Consider the following 26,762-nt stretch of genomic DNA (forward strand, 5'->3'; position numbering starts at 1 on the left):
CGCAAGACGGGGCGGCGGGGAGCCTGATAGATTTTTGTTCATTGTTTGGGAGTGGGGGTTTTGGTATACTGTTTCCCCGTCCTGCTTCATCCCCGAAGCACCCCTTAAAATTCCCTAAACTTCTTTCAGGTTCAGCATGACGACCAAATATATTTTTGTGACTGGTGGCGTTGTTTCATCCCTCGGCAAAGGTATTGCCGCAGCTTCTCTGGCAGCCATTCTGGAAGCCCGTGGTCTGGATGTGACCATCATGAAACTGGACCCGTACATCAACGTGGATCCGGGCACCATGAGCCCGACCCAGCATGGTGAAGTGTTCGTAACCGAGGACGGGGCCGAAACCGATCTGGATTTGGGTCACTACGAGCGTTTCATCCGCACCAAGATGACCCGCCGCAACAACTTCACCACCGGCCGCATCTATGCAGACGTGCTGCGCAAGGAGCGTCGTGGTGACTATCTGGGCGCCACCATCCAGGTGATCCCGCACATCACCAACGCCATCAAGGAGCGGGTGATTGCCGGTGCCGAAGGTCATCAGGTTGCCATCGTCGAAGTGGGCGGTACCGTGGGCGACATCGAGTCCCTGCCGTTCCTTGAAGCCATTCGTCAGCTGGCGGCCATCGTGGGTCGCAACAATGCCATGTTCATGCACCTGACCCTGGTTCCTTACCTGGCCGCCGCCGGCGAGGTGAAGACCAAGCCGACCCAGCACTCCGTGAAGGAGCTGCTCTCCATCGGTATCCAGCCTGATGTGCTGATCTGCCGCTCCGACCGCGCCATTCCGGCCAACGAGCGTGCCAAGATCGCCCTGTTCTGCAACGTGCCCGAGCGCGCCGTCATCTCCATGAAGGATGTCGACTCCATCTACAAGATCCCGGCGCTGCTGAAATCCCAGGGTCTGGACGGCTACATCACCGAGCGCTTCGGCATCGAGTGCAAAGAAGCCGACCTGGCCGAGTGGGAACAGGTCATCTATGAAGAGGCCAACCCGACTGCCGAAGTCACCATCGGCATGGTGGGCAAGTATGTCTCCCTGCCGGATGCCTACAAGTCCGTCAACGAAGCGCTCAAGCACGGTGGCCTGAAGACCCGTCTCTCCGTCAACATCAAGTACATCGACTCCCAGGACATCGAGACCCGTGGCGCCGAGCTGCTGGAAGGTCTGGATGCGATCCTGGTACCGGGTGGCTTCGGCGAGCGCGGTGTGGAAGGCAAGATCCTGGCCGCCAAATATGCCCGCGAGAACAAGATCCCGTACCTCGGTATCTGCCTGGGCATGCAGGTTGCCTTGATCGAATACGCCCGCAACGTGGCGGGCATGGAAGGGGCTCACTCCTCCGAGTTCAAGAAAGACAGCCCTTACCCCGTGGTCGGTCTCATCACCGAGTGGGTGGATGACGAAGGCAACGTCGAGACCCGGACCGAGAAGTCCGATCTGGGCGGTACCATGCGTCTGGGCTCCCAGCTCTGCCACCTGGTGGAAGACTCCAAGGTGCGTCAGATGTACGGCAGCCCGACCATTTACGAGCGCCACCGTCACCGTTATGAAGTGAACAACAAGCTGCTGCCGCAGATTGAAGCGGCAGGTCTGAAGGTGACCGGTCTCTCCGCCGACAAGAAGCTGGTGGAAATCATCGAGATCCCGGATCACCCCTGGTTCGTGGCCGCGCAGTTCCACCCGGAGTTCACCTCGACTCCCCGTGATGGCCACGCCCTGTTCGCCGGTTTTGTGAAGGCGGCGGGCGAGTATCAGAAGCGTAATTTGAAGTAATTGAAAATAAATGCGGTTGGGGCTCTGTGCCACAGCCGCTTTTTTTGGCATATTTTTGTTGTTTTTTTACGAAACCTGAGGAAATACACATGTCCAAGATCGTTAAAGTGATCGGTCGTGAAATCATCGACTCCCGTGGTAACCCGACCGTTGAGGCCGAAGTTCACCTGGAAGGTGGTTTTGTTGGTATGGCAGCCGCTCCGTCTGGCGCGTCCACCGGTTCCCGCGAAGCGCTGGAACTGCGTGACGGCGACAAGAGCCGTTTCCTGGGTAAAGGCGTGCTGAAAGCCATCGAAGCTGTCAACGGCCCGATCGCTCAGGCTCTGCTGGGTAAAGATGCCAAGGACCAGGCCACTGTCGACCAGATCATGATCGACCTCGACGGTACCGAGAACAAATCCAAGTTCGGCGCCAACGCCATCCTGGCTGTTTCCCTGGCCAACGCCAAAGCTGCCGCTGCTGCCAAAGGCATGCCGCTGTACGCCCACATCGCCGAGCTGAATGGCACCCCGGGTGTCTACTCCATGCCGCTGCCCATGATGAACATCATCAACGGTGGTGAGCACGCCGACAACAACGTCGACATCCAGGAGTTCATGATCCAGCCGGTTGGCGCCAAGACCCTGAAAGAAGCCGTTCGCATGGGCGCAGAAGTGTTCCACAACCTGGCCAAAGTGCTGAAGTCCAAGGGCTACAACACTGCCGTCGGTGACGAAGGTGGTTTCGCTCCGAACCTGAAATCCAACGCCGAAGCGCTGGAAGTGATCGCTGAAGCCGTTGCCGCTGCCGGTTACAAACTGGGCACCGACATCACCCTGGCCATGGACTGCGCTGCGTCCGAGTTCTACGACGCAGAGAAGAAAGAGTACAACCTGAAGGGCGAAGGTCGTATCTTCACCTCCAACGGTTTCTCCGACTTCCTGGCTGACCTGACCACCAAGTTCCCGATCGTCTCCATCGAAGATGGCCTGGACGAATCCGACTGGGAAGGCTTCGCCTACCAGACCGCCGAACTGGGCAAGAAAATCCAGATCGTGGGTGACGACCTGTTCGTAACCAACACCAAGATCCTGAAGCGCGGTATCGACAACGGCATCGCCAACTCCATCCTGATCAAGTTCAACCAGATCGGTTCCCTGACCGAAACTCTGGCTGCCATCAAGATGGCCAAAGACGCTGGCTACACTGCCGTCATCTCCCACCGCTCCGGTGAGACCGAAGATGCGACCATCGCCGACCTAGCTGTGGGTACCGCTGCTGGCCAGATCAAGACCGGCTCCATGAGCCGTTCTGACCGTGTTGCCAAGTACAACCAGCTGATCCGTATCGAAGAAGCCCTGGGTGCCAAGGCTCCGTTCCGTGGTCTGAAAGAAGTGAAGAACCAGGCTTAATTTTCGCCTGCGTTCATGCTTCACAAAGCCCCGCCATCTGGCGGGGCTTTTTCGTTCTGCGCTTATGGGCGTGTGCGAACTGCATTTTTTATTCCGACCAACCCATCCGGCACACAGGCTTTCTTTTGTCTTGCCTGCGAATATGGGAAACTAGGCCGCTTGAAGGAGACTCAGTGCATGCGGCTACTCACTCTTATCCTGCTCCTCCTGTTGGGAGGGCTGCAATATGACCTCTGGCTGGGGAAAAACGGCCTCTCCGACTATCGGGAACTCTCCACCGCCATCGAGCGGCAGCAACAGGACAACCTGGTACTCAAGGACCGCAACAGCCTGATTTACCGGGAAATCGACGATCTTACCTCTGGCCTTGAGGCCATCGAGGAGTTGTCGCGCAACGATCTTGGCTACATCAAGCAGGGCGAGACCTTCTACCGAATCATTCCCAAAGAAAAGGATCAGGTGACGGAGCCTGATGGTGCCCCCTACGATGACTGATAGCCTGAGCGGCCTGACCGCCATCGTCCCGGCTGCCGGTATTGGCAGTCGCATGGGGGCCAGTTGCCCCAAGCAGTACCTGTCCCTGGCAGGGAAATGCATTCTGGAGCACACCCTGGAGCGTCTGCTCTCCCATCCCGCCATCGCCCGTGTGATCGTGGCGCTGGCGCCCCACGACCGCTGGTTTGAGACCTTGACCGTGGCCACCGATCCGCGGGTGCTGCGAGTGGAAGGGGGAAGCGAGCGCGCCTTCTCCGTGCTCAATGCGTTGCACGTGGCAGAAGGGGAGTGGGCACTGGTGCATGACGCCGCCCGGCCCTGTCTGACCCACGAGGATCTCGATGCGCTCATTGCTGCCGCCATGGCCTCTGGCGGTGCCATCCTCGGCAGCCGGGTGCGCGATACCATGAAGCGCACCGATGCGGCCGGCAATATCCTCGCCACCGTGGATCGCGAGCAGCTCTGGCATGCCCTGACGCCCCAGATGTTTTTGGTCCGCCCCCTCAAGCGGGCGCTGGAGGAGGGGCTGGCGCTCGGCGCTGCCATCACCGATGAAGCCTCCGCCATGGAACGCGCCGGTTTCCCCGTGCGCATGGTGGAAGGGCGGGCCGACAACATCAAGGTGACCCGGCCGGAAGATCTCTCCCTGGCCGGGCTCTATTTACAGCAACAACGTGCGTGCCGGTCGGCACGACCCGATTCATCCCCAGAGGAGCAGGCATGATCCGCACCGGACATGGTTTTGATGAGACAGATTTCCGTGTATTGAGGAGGGCGCAGGCATGATGCGGATCGGACATGGTTTTGATGTTCACAAGTTTGGCGGGGTCGGTCCCTGCATGCTGGGCGGGGTGGCGGTGCCCTATGAACAGGGCCTGCTGGCCCACTCCGATGGTGACGTGGTGCTGCATGCGGTGAGCGATGCCCTGCTGGGGGCCATCGGCGCTGGCGACATCGGCCGCCACTTCCCCGATACCGCCGCCGAATTCAAGGGCATCGACAGCCGCATCCTGCTGCGGGATGTCTTTGCCCGCGTGCAGCTCGCAGGTTATGCCATCGGCAACCTGGATGTGACCATCATCGCCCAGGCCCCCAAGATGGCCCCCCATATCGACGCCATGTGCGCCGTGCTGGCCGCGGATCTGCAATGTGATTTGAACCGGGTGAACGTCAAGGCGACCACTACCGAACAACTCGGATTCACGGGGCGCAAGGAAGGGATCGCCACCGAAGCCGTCGTCTTGCTGGTGAACAATGATGCTTGAACAACTTGCCTATCTGCACGGGACGCCCACTGCTCGCGGCATCCTCAAGGCCGAGGCCGCCGACTTCGTGGTCAATGAAGATCTCGGGTTCGAACCTTGCGGCGAGGGTGAACACATCTTCGTCCGGGTACGCAAAACCGGCGAGAATACTGCCTGGGTGGCTGGCCTGCTGGCCGATGCGGCCGGGGTTGCCCGCAATGCAGTGACCTGGGCTGGTCTGAAAGATCGCCATGCGGTGACCGAACAGTGGTTCGGCATCCATCTGCCGGGCAAGGGCGAGCCGGATCTCTCGGTCATCGAGAACGACAACATCCGGATCCTTGAGGTGAAGCGCCACAACAAGAAGCTGCGGGTCGGCTATCTCAAGGGCAACCACTTCACCCTGCGTCTCACCGGGCTGGAGCAGGCCGACGGGCTGGAATCCCGTTTGCAGGCGATAGCAACCCAGGGGGTGCCCAACTACTACGGCGAGCAGCGTTTCGGCCGAGGTGGCAACAACCTGGAGGCCGCCAAGGCGATGTTCGCCGGCAAACGGATCAAGGATCGCAACAAGCGCTCCCTCTATCTGTCCGCCGCCCGCAGCATGCTGTTCAATACCATCGTCAGCGCCCGCATCGAGCAGGGACTGGCCCATCAGCTGCTGGCCGGGGACTGCGTGATGCTCAAGGGCAGCCACTCCATCTTCAGCGAAGAGAGCGTGACTCCCGAGCTGGAGGCACGCCTTGCCTCCGGAGACGTGCAGCTGACCGCTCCCCAGTGGGGCCGTGGCCGTCTGGCGAGCCAGGGCGCTGCTGCCGAGTTCGAGCAAGAAGTGCTGGCTCCTTATGGTGACTGGTGCGAAGGACTGGAGAAAGCCGGGCTGGATCAGGACAGGCGCCCGCTGCTGCTCAAGCCGGAGCAGATGAGCTGGCAACGGGAGGACGAGGTGCTGACCCTGTCGTTCTTCCTGCCTGCCGGCGCCTTTGCCACCAGCGTGGTACGAGAGTTAATGCAGGCCGAAGAGGCCGATCACGGTTTCAGGAACTCAACCGATGCGAATTCTGGTCAGTAATGACGATGGGGTACACGCCGAGGGCATTCGCGCCCTCAGCGAGGCGTTGCGTGCCTGTGGCGAGGTCGTGGTGGTGGCACCGGATCGCAACCGCAGCGGTGCCAGCCACTCCCTGACGCTGGAAGTACCGCTGCGGGTCACCCGCCTCGATGCGTCCAGTTTTCACGGCATCAAGAGTTATGCGGTCAAGGGGACGCCGACCGACTGCGTTCATCTGGCGGTCAACGAACTGCTGCGCCCTGAGCCCGACATGGTGGTGGCCGGTATCAATCACGGGGCCAACCTGGGGGATGACGTCATCTACTCGGGGACGGTGGCTGCCGCGACGGAAGGGCGTCATCTGGGTTTCCCCTCCATCGCCGTATCGCTGGTGGGCAAGACTCATTTCGCCAGTGCGGCCCACTACGCCGCCCAGCTGGTGCGGGGGCTGATGGTGCATCCGTTGCCTGCGGATCAGATCCTCAACGTGAATGTGCCGGATCTGCCGCTCGAGCAGATCAAGGGGATCAGGGTGACGCGTCTTGGCAATCGCCACCGGGCGGAGTCGGTGATCCGCACCGAGGATCCCCGTGGTCAGCCCGTTTACTGGATTGGGCCCCCCGGCAACCAGCAGGATGCGGGAGAGGGAACGGACTTTGCCGCCATCGAGCAGGGTTATGTCTCCATCACTCCCCTGACCATCGACATGACGGCCTACGGCAGTCTGTCGACCCTGGGCGCGTGGCTGGATCTGCAGGGATGACGTTGTGATAGTACAGCGCCTGTTGAATCAACTGATTGCCCAGGATGTCCGCGATTTCCGCGTATTGGCGGCGATTGCGAAGGTGCCGCGCCAGCTGTTCGTGGATGAGGCCATGGCCCACAAGGCCTGGGACAATACGGCCCTGCCCATCGGCCATGGGCAGACCATCTCCCAGCCTTACATCGTGGCGCGCATGACCGAGCTGCTGATCCAGAACGATCCGGCCCATGTGCTGGAGATCGGGACGGGATCGGGCTACCAGACGGCGGTACTGGCCCACCTGGTGGAGCATGTCTACACCATGGAGCGGATCAAGTCGCTGCAGTTTCAGGCCCGGCGCAGATTGCGCCAGCTCGATCTGCACAATGTGTCGGCCAAGCACGGCAATGGGTGGCTAGGTTGGCCCAACAAGGGCCCTTTCGACGCCATTCTGGTGACGGCGGCGGCCAGTGAGGTCCCCAAGGCCCTGACCGATCAGCTGGCTGACGGTGGTCGTCTGGTGTTGCCGGTGGGTGATGGTCAGCAGACCCTGCAGCTCATCGAGCGATCGGGTTCCCAGCTCACCAGCCGGATCCTGGAGCCGGTACGTTTCGTTCCCCTGATTGACGGAGATGTCGAGTGAAGTTGTTTTCCCGCCTTTATGTTCTGGTGATGCAGTGGGCACGCCACAAGTATGCCCCCTGGTATCTGGCCATCACCGCCTTTATTGAATCCATCTTCTGGCCCATCCCGGTGGATGTGATGCTGGCGCCCATGGCGCTCGGCAAACCTCATCGCGCCTGGCACTATGCCGCGCTGGCCACTCTCTTTTCGGTGCTGGGCGCCCTGTTTGGTTATCTGCTCGGCTATGCCCTGTGGGAGCCAGTGGTGCAGCCGCTGGTGACCTCGGTTGGCTATGAGGACAAGATTGCCCTGGCCGAGCAGTGGTTCGCGCAGTGGGGCATCTGGGTTATTTTTATTGCCAGCTTCACGCCGATCCCCTACAAGGTGTTTACCGTCACGGCTGGCTTGCTCCACATGGCACTGTTGCCTTTCATCCTGACCTCGCTGATCGGTCGTGGCATGCGCTTCTTCCTGGTTGCAGGTCTGATGCGCTGGGGCGGCGAGAAGATGGAGCGCAAGCTGATGCACTATGTGGATGTGCTGGGCTGGCTCTGTATTGGTTTGGCCGTTGCGGCCTATTTCTGGTTTAGTCGTTAAGGATCCACTATGTGTTCGCGTGTTTGGCAAGGTAGCGGTGTCGTCGTGTTGTCATGGCTGCTGCTTGCCTGTTCCTCCAGCAAGACTGCGGCTCCGGTGCACAGCCTGGGCAATGATCAGGTCGCTTCGACCATCCCCGTGCGTCAAGGTATAACCAAGCCCGGCATTGCAGGCAACGGGTACACCGTGGTCAAAGGAGACACTCTCTACTCCATTGCATTTCGTTCTGGCATGGATGTGGCTTCGCTTATCAGCATCAATGGCATCACTCCCCCCTATAACATTTATCCCGGCCAGCAGCTCAGGCTCGATGGCGCTTCCGCCCCCATGGCGGTGGCAACCGTCGGCAGCCCTGTCAGTCGTGGCAGCGTGACGGGGTCTGGCAGTTACGAGGTGCGCCGTGGCGATACTTTGAGCAGCATCGGTCGCCAGTTTGGTCTCTCCAACCAGGCCTTGGCCCAGCGCAACAACCTCCAGGCTCCTTATGCATTGCACGTGGGCCAGGTGCTCAATGTGGGGGGCGCGGGGTCCTCGGGTGGTCAGATGGTGGCAGCAACCACACCGGTGGTGACCAGCACGGGGCCCAAACCCCTGGCCACGGATCCGGCAGGTACGACCACACCATTTATTGCTCAGAAAACGATTGCTCCTGCCTCGTCAACAGCATACGCTCAGGCGAAAGAACAAAAAACCGTCAGTTCCTCGTCAACACTCTCCTGGCATTGGCCGACCAAAGGGCGGATCGTTGAAGGCTTCTCCGTTGCGGAACAAGGCAACAAGGGCATCGACATTTCCGGCCAGAAGGGCCAACCCATTTACGCTGCGAGCAGCGGCAAAGTGGTCTATGCGGGCAGTGCACTGCGAGGTTATGGCAAGCTGATAATTCTCAAGCACAACGATGACTACCTCTCCGCCTACGCTCACAACGATGAGTTGAGGGTCAAGGAGGGAGACACCGTGAAGGGCGGAGCGGTTATCGCCAATATGGGTAGCACGGATGCGCCGGATGTGCGCTTGCACTTTGAAATCCGGTACAAAGGCAAGTCGATCAACCCGATGGGCTATTTGCCAAAGCGTTAACTCAGAGAGCTGAGTCTTACTCTGGTGTAGGTCAGGGAGAGATATCATGAGCCAAGAACAACTGGTAATGCAGGATGCAGAGTTAGAGTTCGACGAGGAGCTGGAGGTTCAGGAGGAAGAAGAGGTTCAGGAAGTGGCGGCCGAAGCCGAAGAGACCATTTCCGATGAACTGATGGCGCCCGAGCTGAACAAGGTAATGGACGCCACCCAGCTCTATCTGGGGGAGATAGGCTTCTCCCCCTTGCTCACGGCTGAAGAGGAAGTCTACTACGCCCGCCGTGCCCTGCGTGGCGACAAAGCGGCGCGCAAGCGCATGATCGAATCCAACCTGCGCCTGGTGGTCAAGATTGCCCGGCGCTACAACAACCGCGGCCTGGTGCTGCTGGATCTCATCGAAGAGGGCAACCTCGGCCTTATCCGCGCCGTCGAGAAGTTCGACCCCGAGCGAGGCTTCCGTTTCTCCACCTATGCCACCTGGTGGATCCGCCAGACCATAGAGCGGGCCATCATGAACCAGACCCGTACCATTCGTCTGCCCATCCATGTGGTCAAGGAGCTGAACGTCTATCTGCGCACTGCACGCGAGCTTTCCCATCGTCTCGACCATGAGCCGACCGCCGAGGATATCGCCTCTGCACTGGATCGCTCTGTGGACGATGTGAATCGCATGCTCAAGCTCAACGAGAAGATCACCTCGGTGGATACTCCCATCGGTGGCGATCGCGACAAGGCGCTGCTGGACGTACTTTCCGACGAGCGCGGCATGGGACCCGAGTTGGAGTCCCAGGAAGATGACATGCGCAGCAGCATAGTGCACTGGCTGGAGGAGCTGAATCCCAAGCAGCGTGAAGTGCTGGCCCGCCGTTTCGGCCTGCTCGGCTATGAACCAGCCACCCTGGAAGACGTGGGCGCCGAGATTGGTTTGACCCGTGAGCGGGTACGCCAGATCCAGGTGGAAGGGTTGCGCCGTCTGCGGGAAATTCTGCTGGGGCAGGGGCTGTCCATTGAGGCGCTGTTCCGCACCAACTAAACGGGTATGAATACCGTCATCAAGATGAAAAAGGGGCCGCAGGCCCCTTTCTTTTTGTCGTGGATCGTCAGGATCACACCGGATCCAGAGTGTCCAGCGGCCAGCGCGGCACGGCCTTGACGACGAGGGGTTCGAAGACTCCCGCCTTCAGGCGTTGCATGCCGGCATAGGCGATCATGGCGCCGTTGTCGGTGCAGTATTCGGTGCGCGGGTAGAAGACTTCACCTTTGAGGCTCTCCATCAGCTCGGCCAGCTGGGCGCGCAGATGACGGTTGGCGCTGACGCCGCCTGCCACGACCAGACGATTGAGACCGGTCTCTTTCAGGGCACGGCGGCACTTGATGGCCAGGGTGTCGACCACCGCATCCTCAAACGCCCGGGCGATGTCGGCACGGGTCTGTTCATCATCACCGTTGGCGGCAATGGTGTTGGCGGCAAAGGTCTTGAGGCCGGAGAAGCTCATGTCGAGCCCTGGGCGATCGGTCATGGGACGGGGGAAGGTGAAGCGCCCAGTGGTGCCCTTTTCTGCCAGCCGGGAGAGCAGTGGACCACCGGGGTAGTCCAGACTCATCAGCTTGGCGGTCTTGTCGAACGCCTCACCGGCGGCATCGTCGATCGATTCGCCCAGCAGCTGGTAGCTGCCGATGCCATCGACCCGGACCAGCATGGAGTGGCCGCCGGAGACCAAGAGCGCTACGAAGGGAAACTCGGGGGCTCGCTCTTCCAGCATGGGGGCCAGCAGGTGACCTTCCATGTGGTGCACGGCGATGGCTGGCTTGTCCCAGGCCATGGCCAGCGAGCGGCCTATGGTCGCCCCGACCAGGATGGCGCCAACCAGACCTGGCCCCGCGGTATAGGCGATGCCATCGATGTCATCCTTGCCAAGTCCGGCCTCTTTCAAGGCGGCCTGGATCAAGGGGATCGTCTTGCGTACATGGTCCCGGCTGGCGAGCTCGGGAACGACGCCGCCGTAGTCCGCATGCAGCTTGACCTGGCTGTACAACTGGTGGGAAAGGATCCCTTTTTGATCATCGAAGATCGCGATCCCGGTTTCGTCACAGGATGTCTCTATGCCCAATACACGCATTGCTAAAAAATTTCACTGCTAAAATGAGACGGCTATGGTAACCTTCGCGGGTTTTTTAAACCAGAGCGATCTCTGCGGGTTTACTTTCATTCCCTGTCCAGAGTATAATTTCGCACCATTTTAAGACATGCTGATCGATTGAAGGTCAGCTAACAATTTATCACTGAGGTGAAAGGCACATGCCAGTAATCAAAGTCCGTGAAAATGAGCCGTTTGACGTTGCTCTGCGTCGCTTCAAGCGTTCTTGCGAAAAGGCCGGTATCCTGTCCGAAGTTCGTAGCCGTGAGTTCTACGAGAAGCCGACTACCATTCGCAAGCGCGCCAAAGCGTCCGCTGTCAAGCGTCACGCCAAGAAGCTGTCCCGCGAAAACGCACGTCGTATCCGCCTGTACTAATCAAGGGATCATGCCGTGTCTCTGAAGGATCAACTCAAGGATCAGCAAAAGCTCGCCATGCTTGCCAAAGACAAGCCTCGGTTGGGTGCTATCCGCTTGTTGATGGCAGAAATCAAGCAGCGTGAAGTCGATACCCGTGTCGAGCTCAACGATGAAGAGATCCTCGCTGTCGTGACCAAAATGGTCAAGCAGCGTCGCGATTCCATCAGCCAGTTTGAAGCTGCCGGTCGCCAGGAGCTCGCCGACAAAGAGTCTGCCGAGATCGTTGTGCTGCAGGAGTTCCTGCCACAACAGCTGACCGCAGACGAAATTGCCGCCCTGATCGAGCAAGCCATCACTGAAAGTGGTGCTGCCGTCATGGCTGACATGGGTAAAGTCATGGCTGTCTTGAAGCCAAAAATTCAGGGGCGTGCCGATGTCGGCGCCGTCAGTGCTCAGGTGAAAACCCGCTTGGCGTAACAGGCAACTCTCTTGTTTGGTCGAAGAAGCCGTGCTTCCCATTGGAATGCGCGGCTTTTTTATTTCCTATGCAATGAAACAGGACGGTTATGGCTGGCAGGATCCCGCAATCCTTTATCGATGATCTGCTCGTACGCACGGACATAGTCGAGTTGATCGACTCCCGTGTGCGGTTGAAGAAAGCCGGTAAGAACTACCAGGCTTGCTGCCCTTTTCATAACGAAAAAAGCCCCTCCTTTACCGTCAGCCAGGAGAAGCAGTTCTATCACTGTTTCGGTTGTGGTGCCCACGGCAATGCCATCGGCTTTGTCATGGAGTACGACGGCCTGGAATTCCCCGATGCCATCGAAGAGCTGGCAAGCCTGCACGGCATGCAGGTCCCCCGTGAGCAAACGGCGGGTGGATCAAGCCATAGCCAACCTGCCGTCAGCAAGGATCTGTTCGAGCTGATGAACCAGATTGCGCGCTTCTACGAGAGCAATCTCAAGAACGCGCCTCAGGCGGTGGAGTATCTGAAAGGCCGGGGCCTGACTGGCGAGGTGGTCAAGCGCTTCAACATCGGTTATGCCCCTGGGGACTGGGATCAGGTGCGTCGCCGCTTTGGCGCCAGTCGGGATCACGAACAACTGTTGATTTCGGGCGGTATGCTGATCCCCCGTGACAACGGCCCGGGCAGCTACGATCGTTTCCGCGATCGCATCATGTTTCCGATCCGGGACAAACGCGGCCGGGTCATCGGCTTCGGTGGCCGAGTGCTGGGGGATGGCACGCCCAAGTACTTGAACTCCCCGGAAACCCCCATCTTCCACAAGGGGCGAGAGCTGTTCGGCCTTTATGAGGTCAAGCAGGCACACAAGGATCCGCGCCGGATCCTGGTGGTAGAAGGTTACATGGATGTGGTGGCGCTCGGCCAGTACGACATCGACTATGCGGTGGCGGCACTGGGGACTGCGACCACCAGCGATCACATCCACACCCTGTTCCGTACCACGGCAGAGGTGGTCTGTTGCTACGACGGCGACAACGCCGGTCGGGAAGCGGCCTGGCGTGCGCTGGATAACGCGCTCTCCCACCTGCAGGACGGCCGTGAACTCAAGTTCGTCTTTTTGCCGGATGGCGAGGATCCCGACTCGCTGGTACGCCAGATCGGCAAGGAGGGGTTCGAAGCGTTACTCGACAAGGCCCAGTCGTTTGCGGATTTCATGTTCGAACGCCTCGGGCGCGATGCGGCTCTTTCCGGTGAGGCAGGCAAGTTTGAAGTGGCCAACAAGGCCGCCGAGCTGATTCGTCGGGTACCGGAAGGTTTCACTCGCGAGGGGTTGATTACCCGACTTTCCAGCATGATGCGTTGGGGAGAAAACAAGCAGCGGATTGCCGAGCTGTTTGCCCGCAGCAGCCAGCCCAAGGTGGAAGTCAACAAACCCAAGGCGACCAAACTGACGCCGATCCGCAGGGCTCTGGCCCTGATGGTGCAGTATCCGGCTATCACCGCCGAGCTGCCGGCCATGCCCGAGTTGGCCGGGCTGCGCCTGCAGGGGATCCCTTTCCTGCTGCAGTTGCACCAGCAGATCCTGACCCAGCCGGGAGTGACAACGGGTATCCTGCTGGAGCATTGGCGCGGCACAAAAGAGGGAGAAATACTTGCCCAGCTGGCGATGCATGACCTGTTTGAAGAGGTAAAGCTCGACCAGGAGCCCGATATTCTGGGAGAATTACAGGATACCTTTGTCGGTTTCATCAACCTTTTCCTGAAGCAACGGATCGAAGAATTGCAGGCCAAGGTGGCGCAGGAAGGGCTAAGCTCTGAGGAAACTCAGGAGCTGATGATGCTGATCAGAGAGGTGCAGATTGAGAAAAGAAATGAGAGTGGGGCTTGATATTTGAGTGAGCAGTCCCAATATGAATAGCGTTGCCCGAATCGACGGGATTGAAAGCAAACACTTTATAACCACCTGGCCCCGACAACACTGCGGGCAGGGGTTTCTCATGACCGACGCCGCAACCAGACATAGCATGTCTGGCGGTTTTCTATTAGAATTGGCTATTTGCGCAGCAGCGCACTGTACGCGCAACCTAGCAACACCAACCGGATGAGTTCTATGGAGCAAACCCCGCAGTCTCAGCTTAAACTCCTCGTTGCCAAAGGTAAAGAACAGGGCTACCTGACCTATGCCGAGGTGAACGATCACCTCCCGCAAGACATTGTCGATTCAGACCAGATCGAAGACATCATCCAGATGATCAACGATATGGGCATTCAAGTGGTTGAAAACGCTCCGGATGCCGATGACCTTATCATGGCTGAAGGTGGTACCGCCGATGAGGACGCTGCCGAAGCAGCGGCCCAGGCTCTGGCATCTGTTGAATCTGAGATTGGTCGCACGACCGATCCCGTCCGCATGTACATGCGGGAAATGGGTACCGTCGAACTGCTGACCCGCGAAGGCGAGATCGACATCGCCAAGCGGATTGAAGACGGTATCAACCAGGTACAAAGCTCCGTCGCCGAGTACCCTGAAGCCATCACTTACCTGCTCGAACAGTACGACAAGTACGAAGCCGAGCAGCTTCGCCTGTCCGACATCATCTCCGGCTTCATCGATCCGAACGAAGTGGATGACGTGGCACCGACCGCCACTCATATCGGCTCCGAGCTCAGCGAGGACGACCTCGCCGACGAAGACGAAGATGAGGACGAAGACGAAGACGAAGACGGCGACAACTCCGACGATGATGGCGACGGTGGTCCGGATCCGGAAGTCGCTCGCGAGAAATTCGGCGAACTGCGTGCCCAGTACGAGGTGACTCGTCTCTCCATTCAGCAGAATGGCCGTGCCCACGACGACACCCAGAATGCCATCGCCCAGCTGGCCGATGTGTTCCGTCAATTCCGCCTGATGCCCAAGCAGTTCGATCGCCTGGTCAATAACATGCGGGAGATGATGGAGCGTGTCCGCGTGCAGGAACGCATCATCATGAAGCTCTGCGTTGAGCAGGCCAAGATGCCGAAGAAGACCTTCGTCGCGGCCTTCACCAACAACGAGTGCGAAACTGCCTGGTTCGAATACCAGAAGCAGGCCGGCAAGGCGTGGTCTCCCCGCCTGCTCGAGATGGACGAAGAAGTACTGCGTTCCATCGGCAAGCTGCAGCAGATCGAAGAAGAGACCGGTCTGTCCATCGCCCAGATCAAGGACATCAACCGCCGCATGAGCATTGGTGAGGCCAAAGCCCGCCGTGCGAAGAAAGAGATGGTTGAGGCCAACCTGCGTCTGGTTATCTCCATCGCCAAGAAGTACACCAACCGCGGTCTGCAGTTCCTGGATCTGATCCAGGAGGGCAACATCGGTCTGATGAAGGCGGTCGACAAGTTCGAATATCGTCGCGGCTACAAGTTCTCGACCTATGCCACCTGGTGGATCCGTCAGGCCATTACCCGCTCCATCGCGGATCAGGCCCGTACCATCCGTATCCCGGTGCACATGATCGAGACCATCAACAAGCTCAACCGTATCTCCCGCCAGATGCTGCAGGAGATGGGTCGTGAACCGAACCCGGAAGAGCTGGCCATGCGCATGGGCATGCCGGAAGACAAGATCCGCAAGGTACTGAAAATCGCCAAGGAGCCCATCTCCATGGAGACGCCCATCGGTGATGACGAAGACTCCCACTTGGGCGACTTCATCGAAGATACCACCCTGGCTCTGCCAGCGGATGCGGCCACCAGCGAGAGCCTGCGCAACGCGACCCGCGAAGTGCTGGCCGGGCTGACCGCACGGGAAGCCAAGGTACTGCGCATGCGCTTCGGTATCGACATGAACACCGACCACACCCTCGAGGAAGTGGGCAAGCAGTTCGACGTCACCCGTGAGCGTATCCGTCAGATCGAAGCCAAGGCCCTGCGCAAACTGCGCCATCCGAGCCGCTCGGAAGTGCTGCGCAGCTTCCTGGACGAGTAGTCCCGGGTTCTGTCAGCCTGACATAGCAACAAAAAGCCCCGCCGTGCGGGGCTTTGTTTTATCCGTGGTGGCATAGGCGTGAAGAGGGGTCATGGAACCGCTTGAATATGGATGAAATCTCGCCAAGTGGTTGATCTGACTATGGACGGGGTATCCGCCATCCCCTATAATCCACGCCGCTAACCAGCATCAATGGCCCCTTAGCTCAGTTGGTCAGAGCAGTCGACTCATAATCGATTGGTCGTGGGTTCAAGTCCCCCAGGGGCCACCATTTTCAGACAAAGCCGCTCTTTTGAGCGGCTTTGTCGTTTCTGGCGCTTACCAGTGTCTGTCCAGATCCTCGGCATAGAGTGCCATCGCGCGCCGGTAGGGAAGCAGGGCGGGATCCGTGGTGGTGGTCGCGAGGATCCCCAGCAGCGTCTCCATCCCCTCCTTGCTGCGCCCCAGGTTGTAGCAGGTCATGGCGCGAAACACCTTGAACTCCACGGCATCGGGGAAGCGGGACAGGGCCTCGTCAAAGGTGGCCAGCGCCTCGGCATGAGGCCCGTGGTGCGATAGGAGCTGCCAAGTCCAAGCAGGGCTCCGCGCAGCGACGACTCGCCAAGCCCCAGCGACACGGCCTTCTGATAGAGGGGAATGGCCTGGACCTCTCGCCCCAGCATGTCGTGCAGTCCGGCCACTTCGTAATGCAGCTCGGCGTGGGTTGGGTGCTCGATGAGTTGCAGCAGACCGTGCTGACGGGCTTCCTGGAGCCGTCCCTCGGCCTTGAGGGTGTTCAGCTGTTTCATATGCGCTCCTGCATGGGGATGAAGGATCAGTATGCCTGCCGACAGGCTGGCGGGGAACGGGTCATGGAGCCATGAAAAAGGCCTCCCGCCGATGGCGGGAGGCCTGGCTCGGCGCCGGGGCGCAATCGCCCTGGCGTGTGTCCAGCCTTACTGGGCGCTCAGGCTGTAGGCCAGGGTCTGGTCGTTGAAGCGCACCACATAGGCACCGACCACTGCCGTGGTGATGTCTGCCCCGGCCAGCTCGGCCACGCCATCCTTGTTGGTGTCGCCGTAGTTCTGGGTCCAGTCCCCCTTGACGTCGAACTTGAAGCGCTGGCTGCCGTTCCTATCACCGCTGCCGGTGAAGGTGACGCTGGCCTGCCAGAGGTGATCCCCGACCAGGGACATGGGGGTGGTGCCCCAGTTGTTGGTGGTGCCGCGAATGTTGAGGCTGGCGACATTCTTGGCATAGGTGACGCTCACCGGAGTCAGGCTGTATTGCAGGGTCTGATCGTTGAAACGTACCCGGTACTGGCCGATGACCGGGGTGAGGATGTCACTGCCGGTCAGTTCGGCCACGCCGTCCTTGTTGGTGTCGCCGTAGTTCTGGGTCCAGTCCCCCTTGACGTCGAACTTGAAGCGCTGGTTGGTCTGACCGTCGAAGGTGACCAGGGCTTCCCACTGATTGTCGGCGATCAGCGTCATGGCAAGGGATCCCCAGGCATTGGGGGTGCCGCGGAAGTTCAGGGTGGGCAATACGCTGGCGTAGGTGCCGTTGTCGTCGGTGACGGTCACGGTGGCGCTGGCACTGGCGGTCAACCCTTCCGCATCGGTCACGGTGACCGTCACGGTATGGGTACCCGGGGTATCGAACCGGACTGTCTCCGTGGCGGCGGTGCCCCCGCTGGACCAGCTGTAGCTCACCACGCCGCCATCATCGCTGGAAGCGGAGGCGTCGAACACCACGCTCTCACCCGCCTTGACGCTGAGGGTTTTGGGGGAGAGGGTGGCGACCGGTGCCTGGTTGCTGGTGAGGGGGGTGACCGTGTAGCGCAGATCGCTCTCGCTCAGGGTGATGCGGTAGGTGCCCGCCCCGCTGACCAGGATATCCTTGCTGCTGCCCTTGTCGGCGATGCCATCCCCTTCGTTGTCGCCGTAGTTCTCGGCCCAGTTGCCGAAGACGTCAAACTTGAAGCGCTGGGCACCGGTGGCGTCACCGTTACCGGTCAGGGTGAGGGTGGCGGACCAGACACGGTTGGCATCGACGGTCATGGGGGTGTTGCCCCAGGCGTTGTGGGTGCCGCGCAGGTTCATGCTGCTGAACTTGTTGCCCGGCAGGACGGAACCGCCGCAGGGGCTGGCCTTGGTGCAACCGGCGATGATGGCGGCCGCCTTCATGCCGGGGACGTTCAGGCTGGCCTTGCCGCTGCCATCGACGTTGACATAGCCGCCGCTGCAGTAGTCGTTGCCCCCCAGGAGGTTGCAGTACTCGCCGGCCGGCAGGCTGGTCTGCACCGAGGCCACCAGGCTGCCGCTCTCGTTGTTGATGGCGACGAAGCCCTTGTCACCGCGGCTGAAGGCTATCTGGTTGTTGCCGTTGTCCCACCAGTTGCTGACGGGCTGGCCTTCGGTCCGGTTGTGGAACAGGGCCATGTTCATGATGGTCGGCCGGCGCTGTTCGCAGTTCCACTGGCTGTCCGTGCAAGGTGTGCTGCCCGGTGCCCCCTTGTCGGTTTCATAGGTGCTCATGTTCTCGAAGCGATAGCCCGACATCACCTGCTTCCAGCCATAGGGCCAGGCCATCATGAAGGTGTTGGCCAGATCGTAGCGAGCACCGCTCATGAAGGTGAGCATGCCGCCCCCACCGTGGCCGCGTTCGCGGTCGTGGTTGACTACGAAGACGAAGGCCTTGTTGGAGGGGAGCAGGCCCCAGCTCTCGCCCAGGGTCTTGAGGTTCTTGATCTGGCCGTTGAAGTTGGCGGCGAGATCGGTGCCGTATTTGAAGTCGGTGACGGTGTCGATATAGGTGTAGCGGCCCGGCTGAATGTCGGGGGACTCCCCGCCTGCGCCGATCACCTCCAGGTAGGCCCTGGGGCTGCCCGCCTTGTCGAGGATGGCCTTCACATCGGCCGGCGCCATGTGCTTGGCCGCATCGATGCGAAAGCCCGCCACGCCCCAGCCGAGCAGGGTCTTCATGTAGGTGGCGATCTGATCCTGGACGTAGGATGAGCCGGTATTGAGGTCCGGCATGCCGTAGAGGGCGCCGTTCCAGACGTTGTTGCTGTCGCCGTAGTTGGTGATGTCGCCGCTGTGGTGGAAGTCGTTGTAGCCGAACTGGGGATATTGGTATTGCCCCGAGTTGTAGCTGCCGCCGCCGGTGGCGGTGCCCGAACCCGATGCCAGCTGGTTGAAGACGGCGTCGGCATAGACCTTGACCCCGGCCGCGTTGCAGCGGGCGATCATGCTCCTGAGCTCTGCCTCGCTACCGCCGAAGCTGTTGAAATTCTTGAAGCTGACCGGTTGATAGACGGTCCACCAGACCTGGCTGCCCTGCTTGTGCTCGGCGGGTGGGGTGATCTGGACGCCACCGAACCCCTTGGGCCCGAGCACGGTCTCGCACTCGTTGGCGATGTCGTTGAACTTCCATTGGAACAGGTGAACCATGACTCCTTCGGCGCTGGCAGTGTGGCTGAAAGAGCCGAGTGCCGCCGCCAGCAGGGCGGTTCGAAACAGTGTGTTGTGCATGACGATTTTCCCTTCGATCTTGTTATTGACGTATCACTGTCGTGTAGTGGAACGGACAACAAACAACCTCGTTCAGCTCCGTAGCATTCATGAAATCGATGTGGTTGAAAATCGAACAAGCTGAATTAATTAAGAAATGTGAATGAAAATGCTTTCATGCCATTCGGTGGCAGCAGGAGGATGCAGAGGGGAGCAGATCGGTGCGAGATCCCGTCAAGCGGGTAGCGAAGGGGATGAACAGGGGCCCCGCAGGGCCCCGTGAACGTTCAGACGTTGGGTTCCTGCTGCCCGGCACTGGCCCGGGCACGACGCCCTGGCAGCATGCGGGTGACCAGGTTGCTGCGCTGGCGCCAGGAGGTGTAGGCGATGGCGCACAGGTGCAGGGCGATCATACCCTGGAGTGCCCAGGTGCACCACTCGTGCCAGTCGTCCGCCCCCAGATCGAAGCCGGTCTCGGTGTTCTGGAACCAGCCGGTCCCTGCGGTGGCGAGTACCAGCAGCCAGAGTGCCCAGACCGCCAGCTTGCCGCTGCCGTGATGGCCCGGGGTGGGCGGGGTCCGTTCGCGCAGGGCGTCGGCCTGATGGCGAAAATCCTCCCGGCTCGGGATGAGGGCGCGCAGGCGGGCGTGGCCGCGAGCGAAGGTGAGCCCCCACAGCAGGCGTATGCCGATGAGCACCATGACGGCGTATCCCATCCGCTCGTGCCACTCCTCGCCCGCCTCGTTGAGCCAGAGGTTGCCGATACAGATGGCCGCCACACCCCAGTGGGTGAGGCGCACCAGAGCATCCCAGTGGAAGGGATCAGCCTTTTTGCTTGGCATAGTTGTGGTACTCCTTCTTCAGGTCGTTGACCTTGGCCAGGTGCTCGCGCGCCTTGGCTTCGTCACCGGCCTGGAGGGCTGCCAGGCTGGCATCCAGCTCGCTCTGCACTTCGGTCATGCCTTCCAGGAACTTCTCCTTCTTGGCGGCGGGCATGTTCTTGCTCTTGGCGACGTCCAGCTGGGCCTTCATCTCCTTGATGTATTTCTCCATGGTGGCCGCGTCGTCGGCCTTGACGGCCTGCTTGTAGTTGAAGCCGATCTTCTTCATCGGCTGCTCCAGATCGCCGGCCATGGCAGGCAGGGCCATCAGGCCGAACATCAGGGGCAGCAGCAGGGGACGCACAGTTTTCAGCATGGGATTTCCTTATGAGACGACGAGATTGCAGGTTGTTATAGCACTCATTTGAGTGCGGTTTCACGCATCATGATGCCATGAAAGGGCGATCATTGTATGAAGAAAGTGCGACCAATTGTGACGAATTGTGCAGGGGATTGCTGTGGGAATGTAGCCGAAAGAGAACGGCCACCGGATCTCGCCTCCGGCAGGGATACAAGGGCGCGCATCTGGTCCGGGAAGGGGCCCGCAGGCAGTGAATCATGCTGCCATTATTTATCACACATCGGTTTTTTAACGTCAGGTGAGTTTTTCAGGTGTTTTTGTTTTTTAAAGTCATAATCCATGGACGATTTCACTGCCCGTACAGACGCCGTGCAACAAAAAAAGGGCCCGCAGGCCCTTTGAGTGATCGGGATCCGGCCCTTATTCGGCCTGCTCGCGCTCGATGGCACGCCAGCCGATGTCCTTGCGATAGAAGATGCCGTCCCACTGGATGCGGCCAGCCAGGGCATAGGCCCGCTGCTGGGCTTCCTGCACCGTGTGGCCGAGGGCGGTGGCGCACAGCACGCGGCCACCCTGGGTCAGGCTGGTGTGTCCTTCCAGGCGGGTGCCTGCATGGAACACCTTCTCCCCTGCCACTTCGTCCACCGGCAGACCGCTGATGGGGTGGTTGCTGGTGTAGTCGCCGGGATAGCCACCCGCCGCCAGCACCACGCCGATGGCGGCACGGGGGTCATAGACGGCTTCCTTCTGATCCAGCTGGCCGGCGCAGGCGGCGAGGCAGAGATCCACCAGATCGGACTGCATCCGCAGCATGATGGGCTGGGTTTCGGGGTCGCCGAAGCGGCAGTTGAACTCGATCACCTTGGGGTTGCCCTCGGCATCGATCATCAGGCCGGCGTAGAGGAAGCCGGTGTAGACGTTGCCCTCGGCCGCCATGCCGCGCACGGTCGGCATGATCACCCGTTCCATCACGCGCTGGTGCACTTCGTCGGTCACCACGGGGGCCGGGGAGTAAGCCCCCATGCCGCCGGTGTTGGGGCCGGTGTCGCCGTCGAAGGCGCGCTTGTGATCCTGGCTGGTGGCCATGGGCAGCACGTGCTCGCCGTCCACCATGACGATGAAGCTCGCCTCTTCCCCGTCCAGGAACTCCTCGATCACCACCCGGGCGCCAGCATCGCCGAAGGCATTGCCGGAGAGCATGTCACGCACCGCCGCTTCCGCCTCGTCGAGGGTCATGGCGACGATCACCCCTTTGCCAGCGGCCAGACCGTCGGCCTTGATGACGATGGGGGCGCCCTTCTCGCGCAGATAGGCCAGCGCCGGCTCCACCTCGGTGAAGTTCTGGTAATCGGCGGTGGGAATGGCGTGGCGGGCCAGGAAGTCCTTGGTGAAGGCCTTGGAGCCTTCCAGCTGGGCAGCGGCGGCGGTCGGGCCGAAGATGGTCTGATCGGCGGCGCGGAAGGCATCGACCACCCCTTTCACCAGGGGGGCTTCCGGTCCGACGATGGTGAGGCCGATCTGGTTCGCCTTGGCGAAGGCCAGCAGGCCCTCGATGTCGGTGGCCTGGATGGCGACGTTCTCGATGCCCGGCTCAAGCTGGGTGCCCGCATTGCCCGGTGCCACGAAGACCTGGGTCACCAGGGGGGAGTGTTTGGCCTTCCAGGCCAGGGCGTGTTCACGGCCGCCGTTGCCAATGATCAGTACTTTCATCGTCTCGCTCGCTTCTGTCTGAGTTCACTGGCGCTGCGGTGGCACTGCCAGTGGAAAGGATCCGGTGCTAAAGAGGCAGGGCCGCCATCGGCGGCCCTGGGCTGTCAGTGACGGAAATGACGCATGTTGGTGAACACCATGCACATGCCGTGTTCGTTGGCGGCGTCGATCACCTCCTGGTCGCGCATCGAGCCACCTGGCTGGATGACGCAGGAGATGCCCGCGGCAGCGGCGGCATCGATGCCGTCGCGGAACGGGAAGAAGGCGTCGGAGGCCATGACGGAGCCCGCCACGGTCAGCCCTTCATCCTCGGCCTTGATACCGGCGATCTTGGCAGAGTAGACGCGACTCATCTGGCCGGCGCCGACGCCGATGGTCTGGCCGTTCTTGGCGTAGACGATGGCGTTGGATTTGACGAACTTGGCGACCTTCCAGCAGAACAGCAGATCCTGCAGCTCGGCCTCGGTAGGCTGACGCTGGCTGACCACGGTCAGATCCCCGAGCGTCACCATGCCCAGATCGCGCTCCTGCACCAGCAGGCCGCCGTTGACGCGCTTGAAGTCAAAGCCTTGCGCCGGGGCAGTCCACTGGCCGCACTCCAGCAGGCGCACGTTCTGCTTGGCGGCGACCGCCTCGCGGGCTGCCTGGCTGATGCTGGGAGCGATGATCACTTCCACGAACTGGCGGGCAACGATGGCCGCAGCGGTCTCGCCGTCCAGTTCGCGGTTGAAGGCGATGATGCCGCCAAAGGCCGAGGTGGGGTCGGTCTGGTAGGCGCGATCGTAGGCTGCCAGCAGGTCGTCACCGATGGCGACGCCGCAGGGGTTGGCATGCTTAACGATGACGCAGGCCGGTTCGCTGAACTCCTTCACGCACTCCAGCGCCGCATCGGTGTCGGCGATGTTGTTGTAGGAGAGGGCCTTGCCCTGCAGCTGGATGGCGCTTGCCACCGAGCCCGGCGCGGCCTGCTCTTCGGCGTAGAAGGCGGCAGCCTGGTGGCTGTTCTCGCCGTAGCGCATGTCCTGCTTCTTGATGAACTGGCTGTTGAAGGTGCGGGGGAAGCGGGACTCTTCGTCGCCTTCCTTGTTTTCGCCGTAGGAGGGCACCAGGGTGCCGAAGTAGTTGGCGATCATGCCGTCGTAGGCGGCGGTGTGCTCGAAGGCGGCGATGGCCAGATCGAAGCGGGTGGAGAGGGTCAGGCTGTTGCCGTTGTCATCCATCTCGGCGATGACGCGGTCATAGTCGGAGGCCTTGACGACGATGGTGACGTCCTTGTGGTTCTTGGCAGCGGAGCGGACCATGGTCGGGCCGCCGATGTCGATGTTCTCGACGGCGTCTTCCAGGGTGCAACCGGCTTTGGCCACGGTGGCGGCGAAGGGATAGAGGTTGACGACGACCATGTCGATGGGGGAGATAGCGTGCTCGGCCATGATGGCGTCATCCCGGTCGCGACGGCCGAGAATGCCGCCGTGTACCTTGGGATGCAGGGTCTTGACCCGGCCGTCCATCATCTCGGGGAATCCGGTGTAGTCGGACACCTCGGTCACCGGCAGGCCCGCATCGGCCAGCAGCTTGGCGGTACCACCGGTGGAGAGCAGGGCCACACCACGCGCATCGAGTGCCTTGGCAAATTCCAGGATGCCAGTCTTGTCAGACACACTCAGCAGTGCACGGCGAATGGGTCGAGCTTGTTCCATCACACTATCGTCCTCAGCATAACGGGGACCGTTCCATGGGAGGCGAGGCTCAACACACAGAGAGTCCCCAAATAAATGGAAGTGGGGGATTTCGCAAACCACTCTCGCCCGGGGCGGCCGTTGGCAAAAGCGTTTTAGGAAATGCCCGCTTGACGCGACGCTCTCTTGTGGGCGCGTATTCTACACAAAAAATGTGACCTGTGGTGGATTTTTTAAAGAGACAAACCCTTGTGGGATGCGGCGTTAAACGTTTTCTGGTGAATTTTTGTGAAACGTTTGTCTTTTCAGTGTTTTGGGGATAAATGGTCGGCAAGTGAGGGGTTAGCTGCTGCTTTCCTGCCTTTGACTGGCAATCGCCGGGCAAAGAGGTGATAGTGGAGGCCGGTTTATATTGAGTACCATGTCGGGAATGTCATGCGGGGGGAGAGGACCATGTATCGGATCGGTGAACTGGCCAAGGCGTGCGGGGTGAAGGCCGACACCCTGCGCTTTTACGAGAAGAACGGCCTCATCTCGCCGGGCATTCGCAACGAATCCGGCTATCGCCTCTACGGGGAGCAGGACAGGCGGCGACTGGAGTTCATCATCCGCGCCAAGTCGGTGGGCTTCTCCCTCGCGGACATCGGCGAGCTGCTCGCCCTGGACACCAACAAGGCCAAGGTCACCTGCCAGGAGGTAAAGGCGGTGGCCGACACCAAGCTCGAACAGGTGGAGCAGAAGCTCCTGGAGCTGACCCGTTTTCGCGAGAACCTGAAGGCCCTCTCCGACATCTGCTGCGGCGGCCCGCGCTCGGCGGAGCACTGCGCCATCCTCGAGACCCTGGAGTCCGGCGCCCCTTCCCGCCACGAGCACCACGACCATGAGCACTGAGCTGCGCTGGCGCAGGTGCTGGATGAGTTGTGGCAGGGGGGAAGCCGTCACCTCTATCTGGATGGCGGGGAGCTGGTGAGGCAGGGTCTGCAGGGGGCCCTGGTGGACGAGCTGACCCTGTTCTGGGTGCCGGTCACCCTGGGGGGCGGGATCCCGCTCTTTACCAGGCCTCTCCCCGCAGGGTTGAGACCGGTGTCGAGCGCCGTGCTGCCAAGCGGCCTGGTGCGGGTTATCTATCACCCCGCCTGACAGCTTGCACGGGGGAGGCAAGAGGCGCACAATCGGCGCGTTTTTCGCCACCTGCCCTTCCAGGCAGGGACGATAGGCAAACACGACAACCCCATCAAGGAGCCCATATGGCCAAGAAGAAGGTGACCTGTGTCACCGCCGAACCCGCCTGCGAACATCAGCGCGGCATCATTCAGGACAACCACCTCAAGGCACTGGTGACCTCCCCCCTGTTCCAGGCCAGGGTCGAGCCGAGCAAGAAGGGCAAGGGCAGCTATCAGCGCAAGGCCAAGCACGGCAAGCGGTGGGAGCCCGGCCAACAGCAGATGGTAAGCGTCTGCTGCTGAGCGGGTTTCTGCCGCAAGGCATCAGCTAACACAATCAGGGCGCCAATGGCGCCCTGATTGTTTTTCTATTCGCTGGTGCTGACTTGCGGTCTTGACGCAAGAGAGTGAACCCGTGCTCACTCGTCCATAAAGAGTTCGAGCAGCACGTTGAGGTAGCGATGCCCGAGGGACGTGAGTTGCCAGCTGTCGCCGAGATCCTCGATCAGCTCCTTGGTCCGGGCGATGGCGAGCATGGTCTCTACCCGCTCCAGCGGTAGCCCTGTGAAGGCCTCGAACTCCGCCTTGGGGGCGGGTTCAAACAATCTGAACCGGTTCATGAAGTACTCGAGGGGCAGATCGTCCGCGCTCACCTGCCATTGGCTGTCCAGATAGGGGCGGCTCGGATCCAGATAACCTTTCGGATGCTTCACCTTGGCAGTGCGCAGGATCTGCTGGTTGGCAAGATCCGTCACCTTGCCGTGGGCGCCGCAGCCGATCCCCAGATAGTCGCCAAAGCGCCAGTAGTTGAGGTTGTGACGGCACTGATACCCCTCTTTGGCATAGGCCGAGATCTCGTACTGCTGATAGCCCCGGGCGGTCAGCATGGCGTGGCCTTGCTCGTAGATGTCCCACAGGGTGTCATCTTCCGGCAACGTGGGAGGCTTGGAGGCGAATGCCGTGTTCGGCTCTATGGTGAGCTGATACCAGGAGAGGTGCGGCGGCGCGCAGTCGATGGCCTGCTGCAGGTCGTAGAGCGCATCGTCCAGGCTCTGATCCGGCAGGCCGTGCATCAGATCCAGGTTGAAGGTGGGAAGCGCGATGGCGTGGGCCAGTTCGGCGGCCTTGCGCGCCTCCTCGGGGCCGTGAATGCGACCGAGCCGGGTCAATTTCTCCTGCTGGAAGCTCTGCACCCCGATGGAGATGCGGTTGATGCCCGCTTTTTGGAAGCCGGCGAACTTGTCCGCCTCCACCGTGCCCGGGTTGGCCTCCATGGTGATCTCGCAGTCCGGGGTCAGTGCGATCCGTGCGCGCACCCCGTCCAGCAGCGCCTGCATGGCGTCGACGGAGAGCAGGCTCGGCGTGCCGCCACCGATAAAGATGGAGGAGAGGGGGCGCCCCTGGGCCCAGTGCAGATCCTGCTCCAGATCCTCCAGCAGGGCCGCCACGTACTCGAGGTGGGGCAGTTCCCCCTTCTGGGCGTGGGAGTTGAAGTCGCAGTAGGGGCACTTCTGGACGCACCAGGGCACGTGGATATAGAGGGAGAGGGGCGGCAGTTGCAGCATGGGATTTCCAGTATTCAACAATCAAATGGGGTCGGGTGGCCCTGGTTGCC

General features: G+C 60.7%; 26 protein-coding genes, 1 tRNA gene and 1 pseudogene. 19 read left to right on the forward strand and 9 right to left on the reverse strand.

Going from position 1 to position 26,762, the window contains the following annotated elements; genetic code table 11:
- Positions 1-136 precede the first annotated feature (136 nt).
- From pyrG to rpoS, 11 genes are all read left to right on the forward strand, one after another.
- Entirely contained in the window at positions 137-1,774 is a 1,638-nt protein-coding gene (pyrG, locus tag MUW49_RS00900) for a glutamine hydrolyzing CTP synthase (protein ID WP_039041042.1), read from the forward strand.
- Positions 1,775-1,863: 89 nt separating this feature from the next.
- A complete protein-coding gene (gene eno / locus MUW49_RS00905) occupies positions 1,864-3,165 on the forward strand; it encodes a phosphopyruvate hydratase (protein ID WP_043154803.1) in 1,302 nt (433 codons plus the stop codon).
- A gap of 177 nt (positions 3,166-3,342) precedes the next feature.
- On the forward strand, positions 3,343-3,660 hold the full coding sequence (gene ftsB / locus MUW49_RS00910) for a cell division protein FtsB (RefSeq protein WP_010675628.1): 318 nt from the start codon (positions 3,343-3,345) through the stop codon (positions 3,658-3,660).
- Complete coding sequence (gene ispD / locus MUW49_RS00915) at positions 3,653-4,384, forward strand: 2-C-methyl-D-erythritol 4-phosphate cytidylyltransferase (protein WP_048208397.1); 732 nt, start codon at positions 3,653-3,655, stop codon at positions 4,382-4,384. The genes ftsB and ispD overlap by 8 nt, the downstream gene beginning before the upstream one ends.
- Positions 4,385-4,442: 58 nt before the next feature.
- Positions 4,443-4,925 (forward strand): 2-C-methyl-D-erythritol 2,4-cyclodiphosphate synthase, encoded by a 483-nt coding sequence (ispF, locus tag MUW49_RS00920; protein WP_143237093.1) that lies wholly within the window; start codon positions 4,443-4,445, stop codon positions 4,923-4,925.
- Positions 4,918-5,976 (forward strand): tRNA pseudouridine(13) synthase TruD, encoded by a 1,059-nt coding sequence (truD, locus tag MUW49_RS00925; RefSeq protein WP_182721883.1) that lies wholly within the window; start codon positions 4,918-4,920, stop codon positions 5,974-5,976. Before ispF ends, truD begins: the two co-directional genes overlap by 8 nt.
- The gene (gene surE / locus MUW49_RS00930; protein WP_041211067.1) at positions 5,957-6,718 is read left to right on the forward strand and encodes a 5'/3'-nucleotidase SurE; all 762 of its coding nucleotides are present in this window, start codon (positions 5,957-5,959) and stop codon (positions 6,716-6,718) included. Before truD ends, surE begins: the two co-directional genes overlap by 20 nt.
- 4 nt (positions 6,719-6,722) lie before the next feature.
- Complete coding sequence (locus tag MUW49_RS00935; protein ID WP_010675623.1) at positions 6,723-7,340, forward strand: protein-L-isoaspartate(D-aspartate) O-methyltransferase; 618 nt, start codon at positions 6,723-6,725, stop codon at positions 7,338-7,340.
- A complete protein-coding gene (locus MUW49_RS00940; RefSeq protein WP_010675622.1) occupies positions 7,337-7,918 on the forward strand; it encodes a YqaA family protein in 582 nt (193 codons plus the stop codon). Before MUW49_RS00935 ends, MUW49_RS00940 begins: the two co-directional genes overlap by 4 nt.
- 9 nt (positions 7,919-7,927) lie before the next feature.
- Positions 7,928-8,998 carry a LysM peptidoglycan-binding domain-containing protein gene (locus MUW49_RS00945; protein WP_161470271.1) on the forward strand — a complete coding sequence of 357 codons (1,071 nt, stop codon included), beginning with the start codon at positions 7,928-7,930 and terminating at the stop codon, positions 8,996-8,998.
- A gap of 46 nt (positions 8,999-9,044) precedes the next feature.
- A complete protein-coding gene (gene rpoS / locus MUW49_RS00950; RefSeq protein ID WP_010675620.1) occupies positions 9,045-10,028 on the forward strand; it encodes an RNA polymerase sigma factor RpoS in 984 nt (327 codons plus the stop codon).
- A 73-nt stretch (positions 10,029-10,101) separates the two neighbouring features.
- On the opposite strand, the gene tsaD is transcribed toward rpoS, so the two are convergent.
- Complete coding sequence (gene tsaD, locus MUW49_RS00955) at positions 10,102-11,115, reverse strand: tRNA (adenosine(37)-N6)-threonylcarbamoyltransferase complex transferase subunit TsaD (RefSeq protein ID WP_161470270.1); 1,014 nt, start codon at positions 11,113-11,115, stop codon at positions 10,102-10,104.
- Positions 11,116-11,294: 179 nt separating this feature from the next.
- On the opposite strand from tsaD, the gene rpsU reads away from it, so the two are divergent.
- From rpsU to MUW49_RS00980, 5 genes are all read left to right on the forward strand, one after another.
- A complete protein-coding gene (gene rpsU / locus MUW49_RS00960) occupies positions 11,295-11,510 on the forward strand; it encodes a 30S ribosomal protein S21 (protein ID WP_005309452.1) in 216 nt (71 codons plus the stop codon).
- A 15-nt stretch (positions 11,511-11,525) separates the two neighbouring features.
- Complete coding sequence (locus MUW49_RS00965; protein WP_161470269.1) at positions 11,526-11,969, forward strand: GatB/YqeY domain-containing protein; 444 nt, start codon at positions 11,526-11,528, stop codon at positions 11,967-11,969.
- Between the two features lie 89 nt (positions 11,970-12,058).
- Entirely contained in the window at positions 12,059-13,846 is a 1,788-nt protein-coding gene (gene dnaG / locus MUW49_RS00970) for a DNA primase (RefSeq protein ID WP_161470268.1), read from the forward strand.
- A 183-nt stretch (positions 13,847-14,029) separates the two neighbouring features.
- Positions 14,030-15,925: an RNA polymerase sigma factor RpoD gene (rpoD, locus tag MUW49_RS00975; RefSeq protein ID WP_263639565.1), complete on the forward strand. Its 1,896-nt coding sequence runs from the start codon at positions 14,030-14,032 to the stop codon at positions 15,923-15,925.
- Between the two features lie 194 nt (positions 15,926-16,119).
- Positions 16,120-16,196: transfer RNA gene (locus tag MUW49_RS00980), tRNA-Ile, on the forward strand.
- A 47-nt stretch (positions 16,197-16,243) separates the two neighbouring features.
- Here the strand turns inward: MUW49_RS00980 and MUW49_RS00985 are convergent.
- The 7 genes from MUW49_RS00985 to purH all read right to left on the reverse strand — a co-directional run bounded on the left by MUW49_RS00985 (position 16,244) and on the right by purH (position 24,005).
- On the reverse strand, positions 16,244-16,387 hold the full coding sequence (locus tag MUW49_RS00985; RefSeq protein WP_244812325.1) for a hypothetical protein: 144 nt from the start codon (positions 16,385-16,387) through the stop codon (positions 16,244-16,246).
- Positions 16,384-16,713 carry a tetratricopeptide repeat protein gene (locus MUW49_RS00990; protein WP_244812326.1) on the reverse strand — a complete coding sequence of 110 codons (330 nt, stop codon included), beginning with the start codon at positions 16,711-16,713 and terminating at the stop codon, positions 16,384-16,386. The genes MUW49_RS00985 and MUW49_RS00990 overlap by 4 nt, the downstream gene beginning before the upstream one ends.
- 147 nt (positions 16,714-16,860) lie before the next feature.
- A complete protein-coding gene (locus MUW49_RS00995) occupies positions 16,861-19,437 on the reverse strand; it encodes an alpha amylase C-terminal domain-containing protein (RefSeq protein ID WP_244812327.1) in 2,577 nt (858 codons plus the stop codon).
- A 266-nt stretch (positions 19,438-19,703) separates the two neighbouring features.
- Positions 19,704-20,258 (reverse strand): cytochrome b/b6 domain-containing protein, encoded by a 555-nt coding sequence (locus MUW49_RS01000; protein ID WP_010675613.1) that lies wholly within the window; start codon positions 20,256-20,258, stop codon positions 19,704-19,706.
- Positions 20,239-20,613 (reverse strand): cytochrome b562, encoded by a 375-nt coding sequence (locus MUW49_RS01005; RefSeq protein ID WP_049636098.1) that lies wholly within the window; start codon positions 20,611-20,613, stop codon positions 20,239-20,241. The genes MUW49_RS01000 and MUW49_RS01005 overlap by 20 nt, the downstream gene beginning before the upstream one ends.
- 405 nt (positions 20,614-21,018) lie before the next feature.
- On the reverse strand, positions 21,019-22,308 hold the full coding sequence (gene purD, locus MUW49_RS01010) for a phosphoribosylamine--glycine ligase (RefSeq protein WP_041211074.1): 1,290 nt from the start codon (positions 22,306-22,308) through the stop codon (positions 21,019-21,021).
- Between the two features lie 104 nt (positions 22,309-22,412).
- The gene (gene purH / locus MUW49_RS01015) at positions 22,413-24,005 is read right to left on the reverse strand and encodes a bifunctional phosphoribosylaminoimidazolecarboxamide formyltransferase/IMP cyclohydrolase (RefSeq protein ID WP_052815212.1); all 1,593 of its coding nucleotides are present in this window, start codon (positions 24,003-24,005) and stop codon (positions 22,413-22,415) included.
- Between the two features lie 432 nt (positions 24,006-24,437).
- On the opposite strand from purH, the gene zntR reads away from it, so the two are divergent.
- The 3 genes and pseudogenes from zntR (at position 24,438) to MUW49_RS01030 (ending at position 25,450) form a co-directional block, all read left to right on the forward strand.
- On the forward strand, positions 24,438-24,875 hold the full coding sequence (gene zntR / locus MUW49_RS01020; protein ID WP_041211075.1) for a Zn(2+)-responsive transcriptional regulator: 438 nt from the start codon (positions 24,438-24,440) through the stop codon (positions 24,873-24,875).
- A 3-nt stretch (positions 24,876-24,878) separates the two neighbouring features.
- Positions 24,879-25,124 (forward strand): annotated as a pseudogene (locus tag MUW49_RS01025) (dihydrofolate reductase family protein); the annotation flags it as partial.
- Positions 25,125-25,231: 107 nt separating this feature from the next.
- Positions 25,232-25,450, forward strand: coding sequence for a ribosome alternative rescue factor ArfA (locus MUW49_RS01030; protein ID WP_042016330.1), 219 nt, complete (start codon positions 25,232-25,234; stop codon positions 25,448-25,450).
- A gap of 116 nt (positions 25,451-25,566) precedes the next feature.
- Here MUW49_RS01030 and hemW read toward each other — a convergent pair whose 3' ends face one another.
- Positions 25,567-26,712, reverse strand: a complete 1,146-nt coding sequence (gene hemW / locus MUW49_RS01035; RefSeq protein WP_161470264.1) for a radical SAM family heme chaperone HemW — start codon at positions 26,710-26,712, stop codon at positions 25,567-25,569.
- Positions 26,713-26,762: the final 50 nt, after the last annotated feature.

This window comes from Aeromonas sp. LsrichE-8G, assembly GCF_022869435.1.
GTDB lineage: Bacteria > Pseudomonadota > Gammaproteobacteria > Enterobacterales > Aeromonadaceae > Aeromonas > Aeromonas caviae.

Excerpts from the sequence above, each read along its gene's own strand:
- pyrG (WP_039041042.1), top strand. The coding sequence starts at position 137 with ATGACGACCAAATATATTTTTGTGACTGGTGGCGTTGTTTCATCCCTC.
- eno (WP_043154803.1), top strand. The coding sequence starts at position 1,864 with ATGTCCAAGATCGTTAAAGTGATCGGTCGTGAAATCATCGACTCCCGT.
- ftsB (WP_010675628.1), top strand. The coding sequence starts at position 3,343 with ATGCGGCTACTCACTCTTATCCTGCTCCTCCTGTTGGGAGGGCTGCAA.
- ispD (WP_048208397.1), top strand. The coding sequence starts at position 3,653 with ATGACTGATAGCCTGAGCGGCCTGACCGCCATCGTCCCGGCTGCCGGT.
- ispF (WP_143237093.1), top strand. The coding sequence starts at position 4,443 with ATGATGCGGATCGGACATGGTTTTGATGTTCACAAGTTTGGCGGGGTC.
- truD (WP_182721883.1), top strand. The coding sequence starts at position 4,918 with ATGCTTGAACAACTTGCCTATCTGCACGGGACGCCCACTGCTCGCGGC.
- surE (WP_041211067.1), top strand. The coding sequence starts at position 5,957 with ATGCGAATTCTGGTCAGTAATGACGATGGGGTACACGCCGAGGGCATT.
- MUW49_RS00945 (WP_161470271.1), top strand. The coding sequence starts at position 7,928 with ATGTGTTCGCGTGTTTGGCAAGGTAGCGGTGTCGTCGTGTTGTCATGG.
- rpoS (WP_010675620.1), top strand. The coding sequence starts at position 9,045 with ATGAGCCAAGAACAACTGGTAATGCAGGATGCAGAGTTAGAGTTCGAC.
- tsaD (WP_161470270.1), bottom strand. The coding sequence starts at position 11,115 with ATGCGTGTATTGGGCATAGAGACATCCTGTGACGAAACCGGGATCGCG.
- rpsU (WP_005309452.1), top strand. The coding sequence starts at position 11,295 with ATGCCAGTAATCAAAGTCCGTGAAAATGAGCCGTTTGACGTTGCTCTG.
- dnaG (WP_161470268.1), top strand. The coding sequence starts at position 12,059 with ATGGCTGGCAGGATCCCGCAATCCTTTATCGATGATCTGCTCGTACGC.
- MUW49_RS00985 (WP_244812325.1), bottom strand. The coding sequence starts at position 16,387 with ATGACCTGCTACAACCTGGGGCGCAGCAAGGAGGGGATGGAGACGCTG.
- MUW49_RS00990 (WP_244812326.1), bottom strand. The coding sequence starts at position 16,713 with ATGAAACAGCTGAACACCCTCAAGGCCGAGGGACGGCTCCAGGAAGCC.
- MUW49_RS00995 (WP_244812327.1), bottom strand. The coding sequence starts at position 19,437 with ATGCACAACACACTGTTTCGAACCGCCCTGCTGGCGGCGGCACTCGGC.
- MUW49_RS01000 (WP_010675613.1), bottom strand. The coding sequence starts at position 20,258 with ATGCCAAGCAAAAAGGCTGATCCCTTCCACTGGGATGCTCTGGTGCGC.
- MUW49_RS01005 (WP_049636098.1), bottom strand. The coding sequence starts at position 20,613 with ATGCTGAAAACTGTGCGTCCCCTGCTGCTGCCCCTGATGTTCGGCCTG.
- purD (WP_041211074.1), bottom strand. The coding sequence starts at position 22,308 with ATGAAAGTACTGATCATTGGCAACGGCGGCCGTGAACACGCCCTGGCC.
- purH (WP_052815212.1), bottom strand. The coding sequence starts at position 24,005 with ATGGAACAAGCTCGACCCATTCGCCGTGCACTGCTGAGTGTGTCTGAC.
- zntR (WP_041211075.1), top strand. The coding sequence starts at position 24,438 with ATGTATCGGATCGGTGAACTGGCCAAGGCGTGCGGGGTGAAGGCCGAC.
- MUW49_RS01030 (WP_042016330.1), top strand. The coding sequence starts at position 25,232 with ATGGCCAAGAAGAAGGTGACCTGTGTCACCGCCGAACCCGCCTGCGAA.
- hemW (WP_161470264.1), bottom strand. The coding sequence starts at position 26,712 with ATGCTGCAACTGCCGCCCCTCTCCCTCTATATCCACGTGCCCTGGTGC.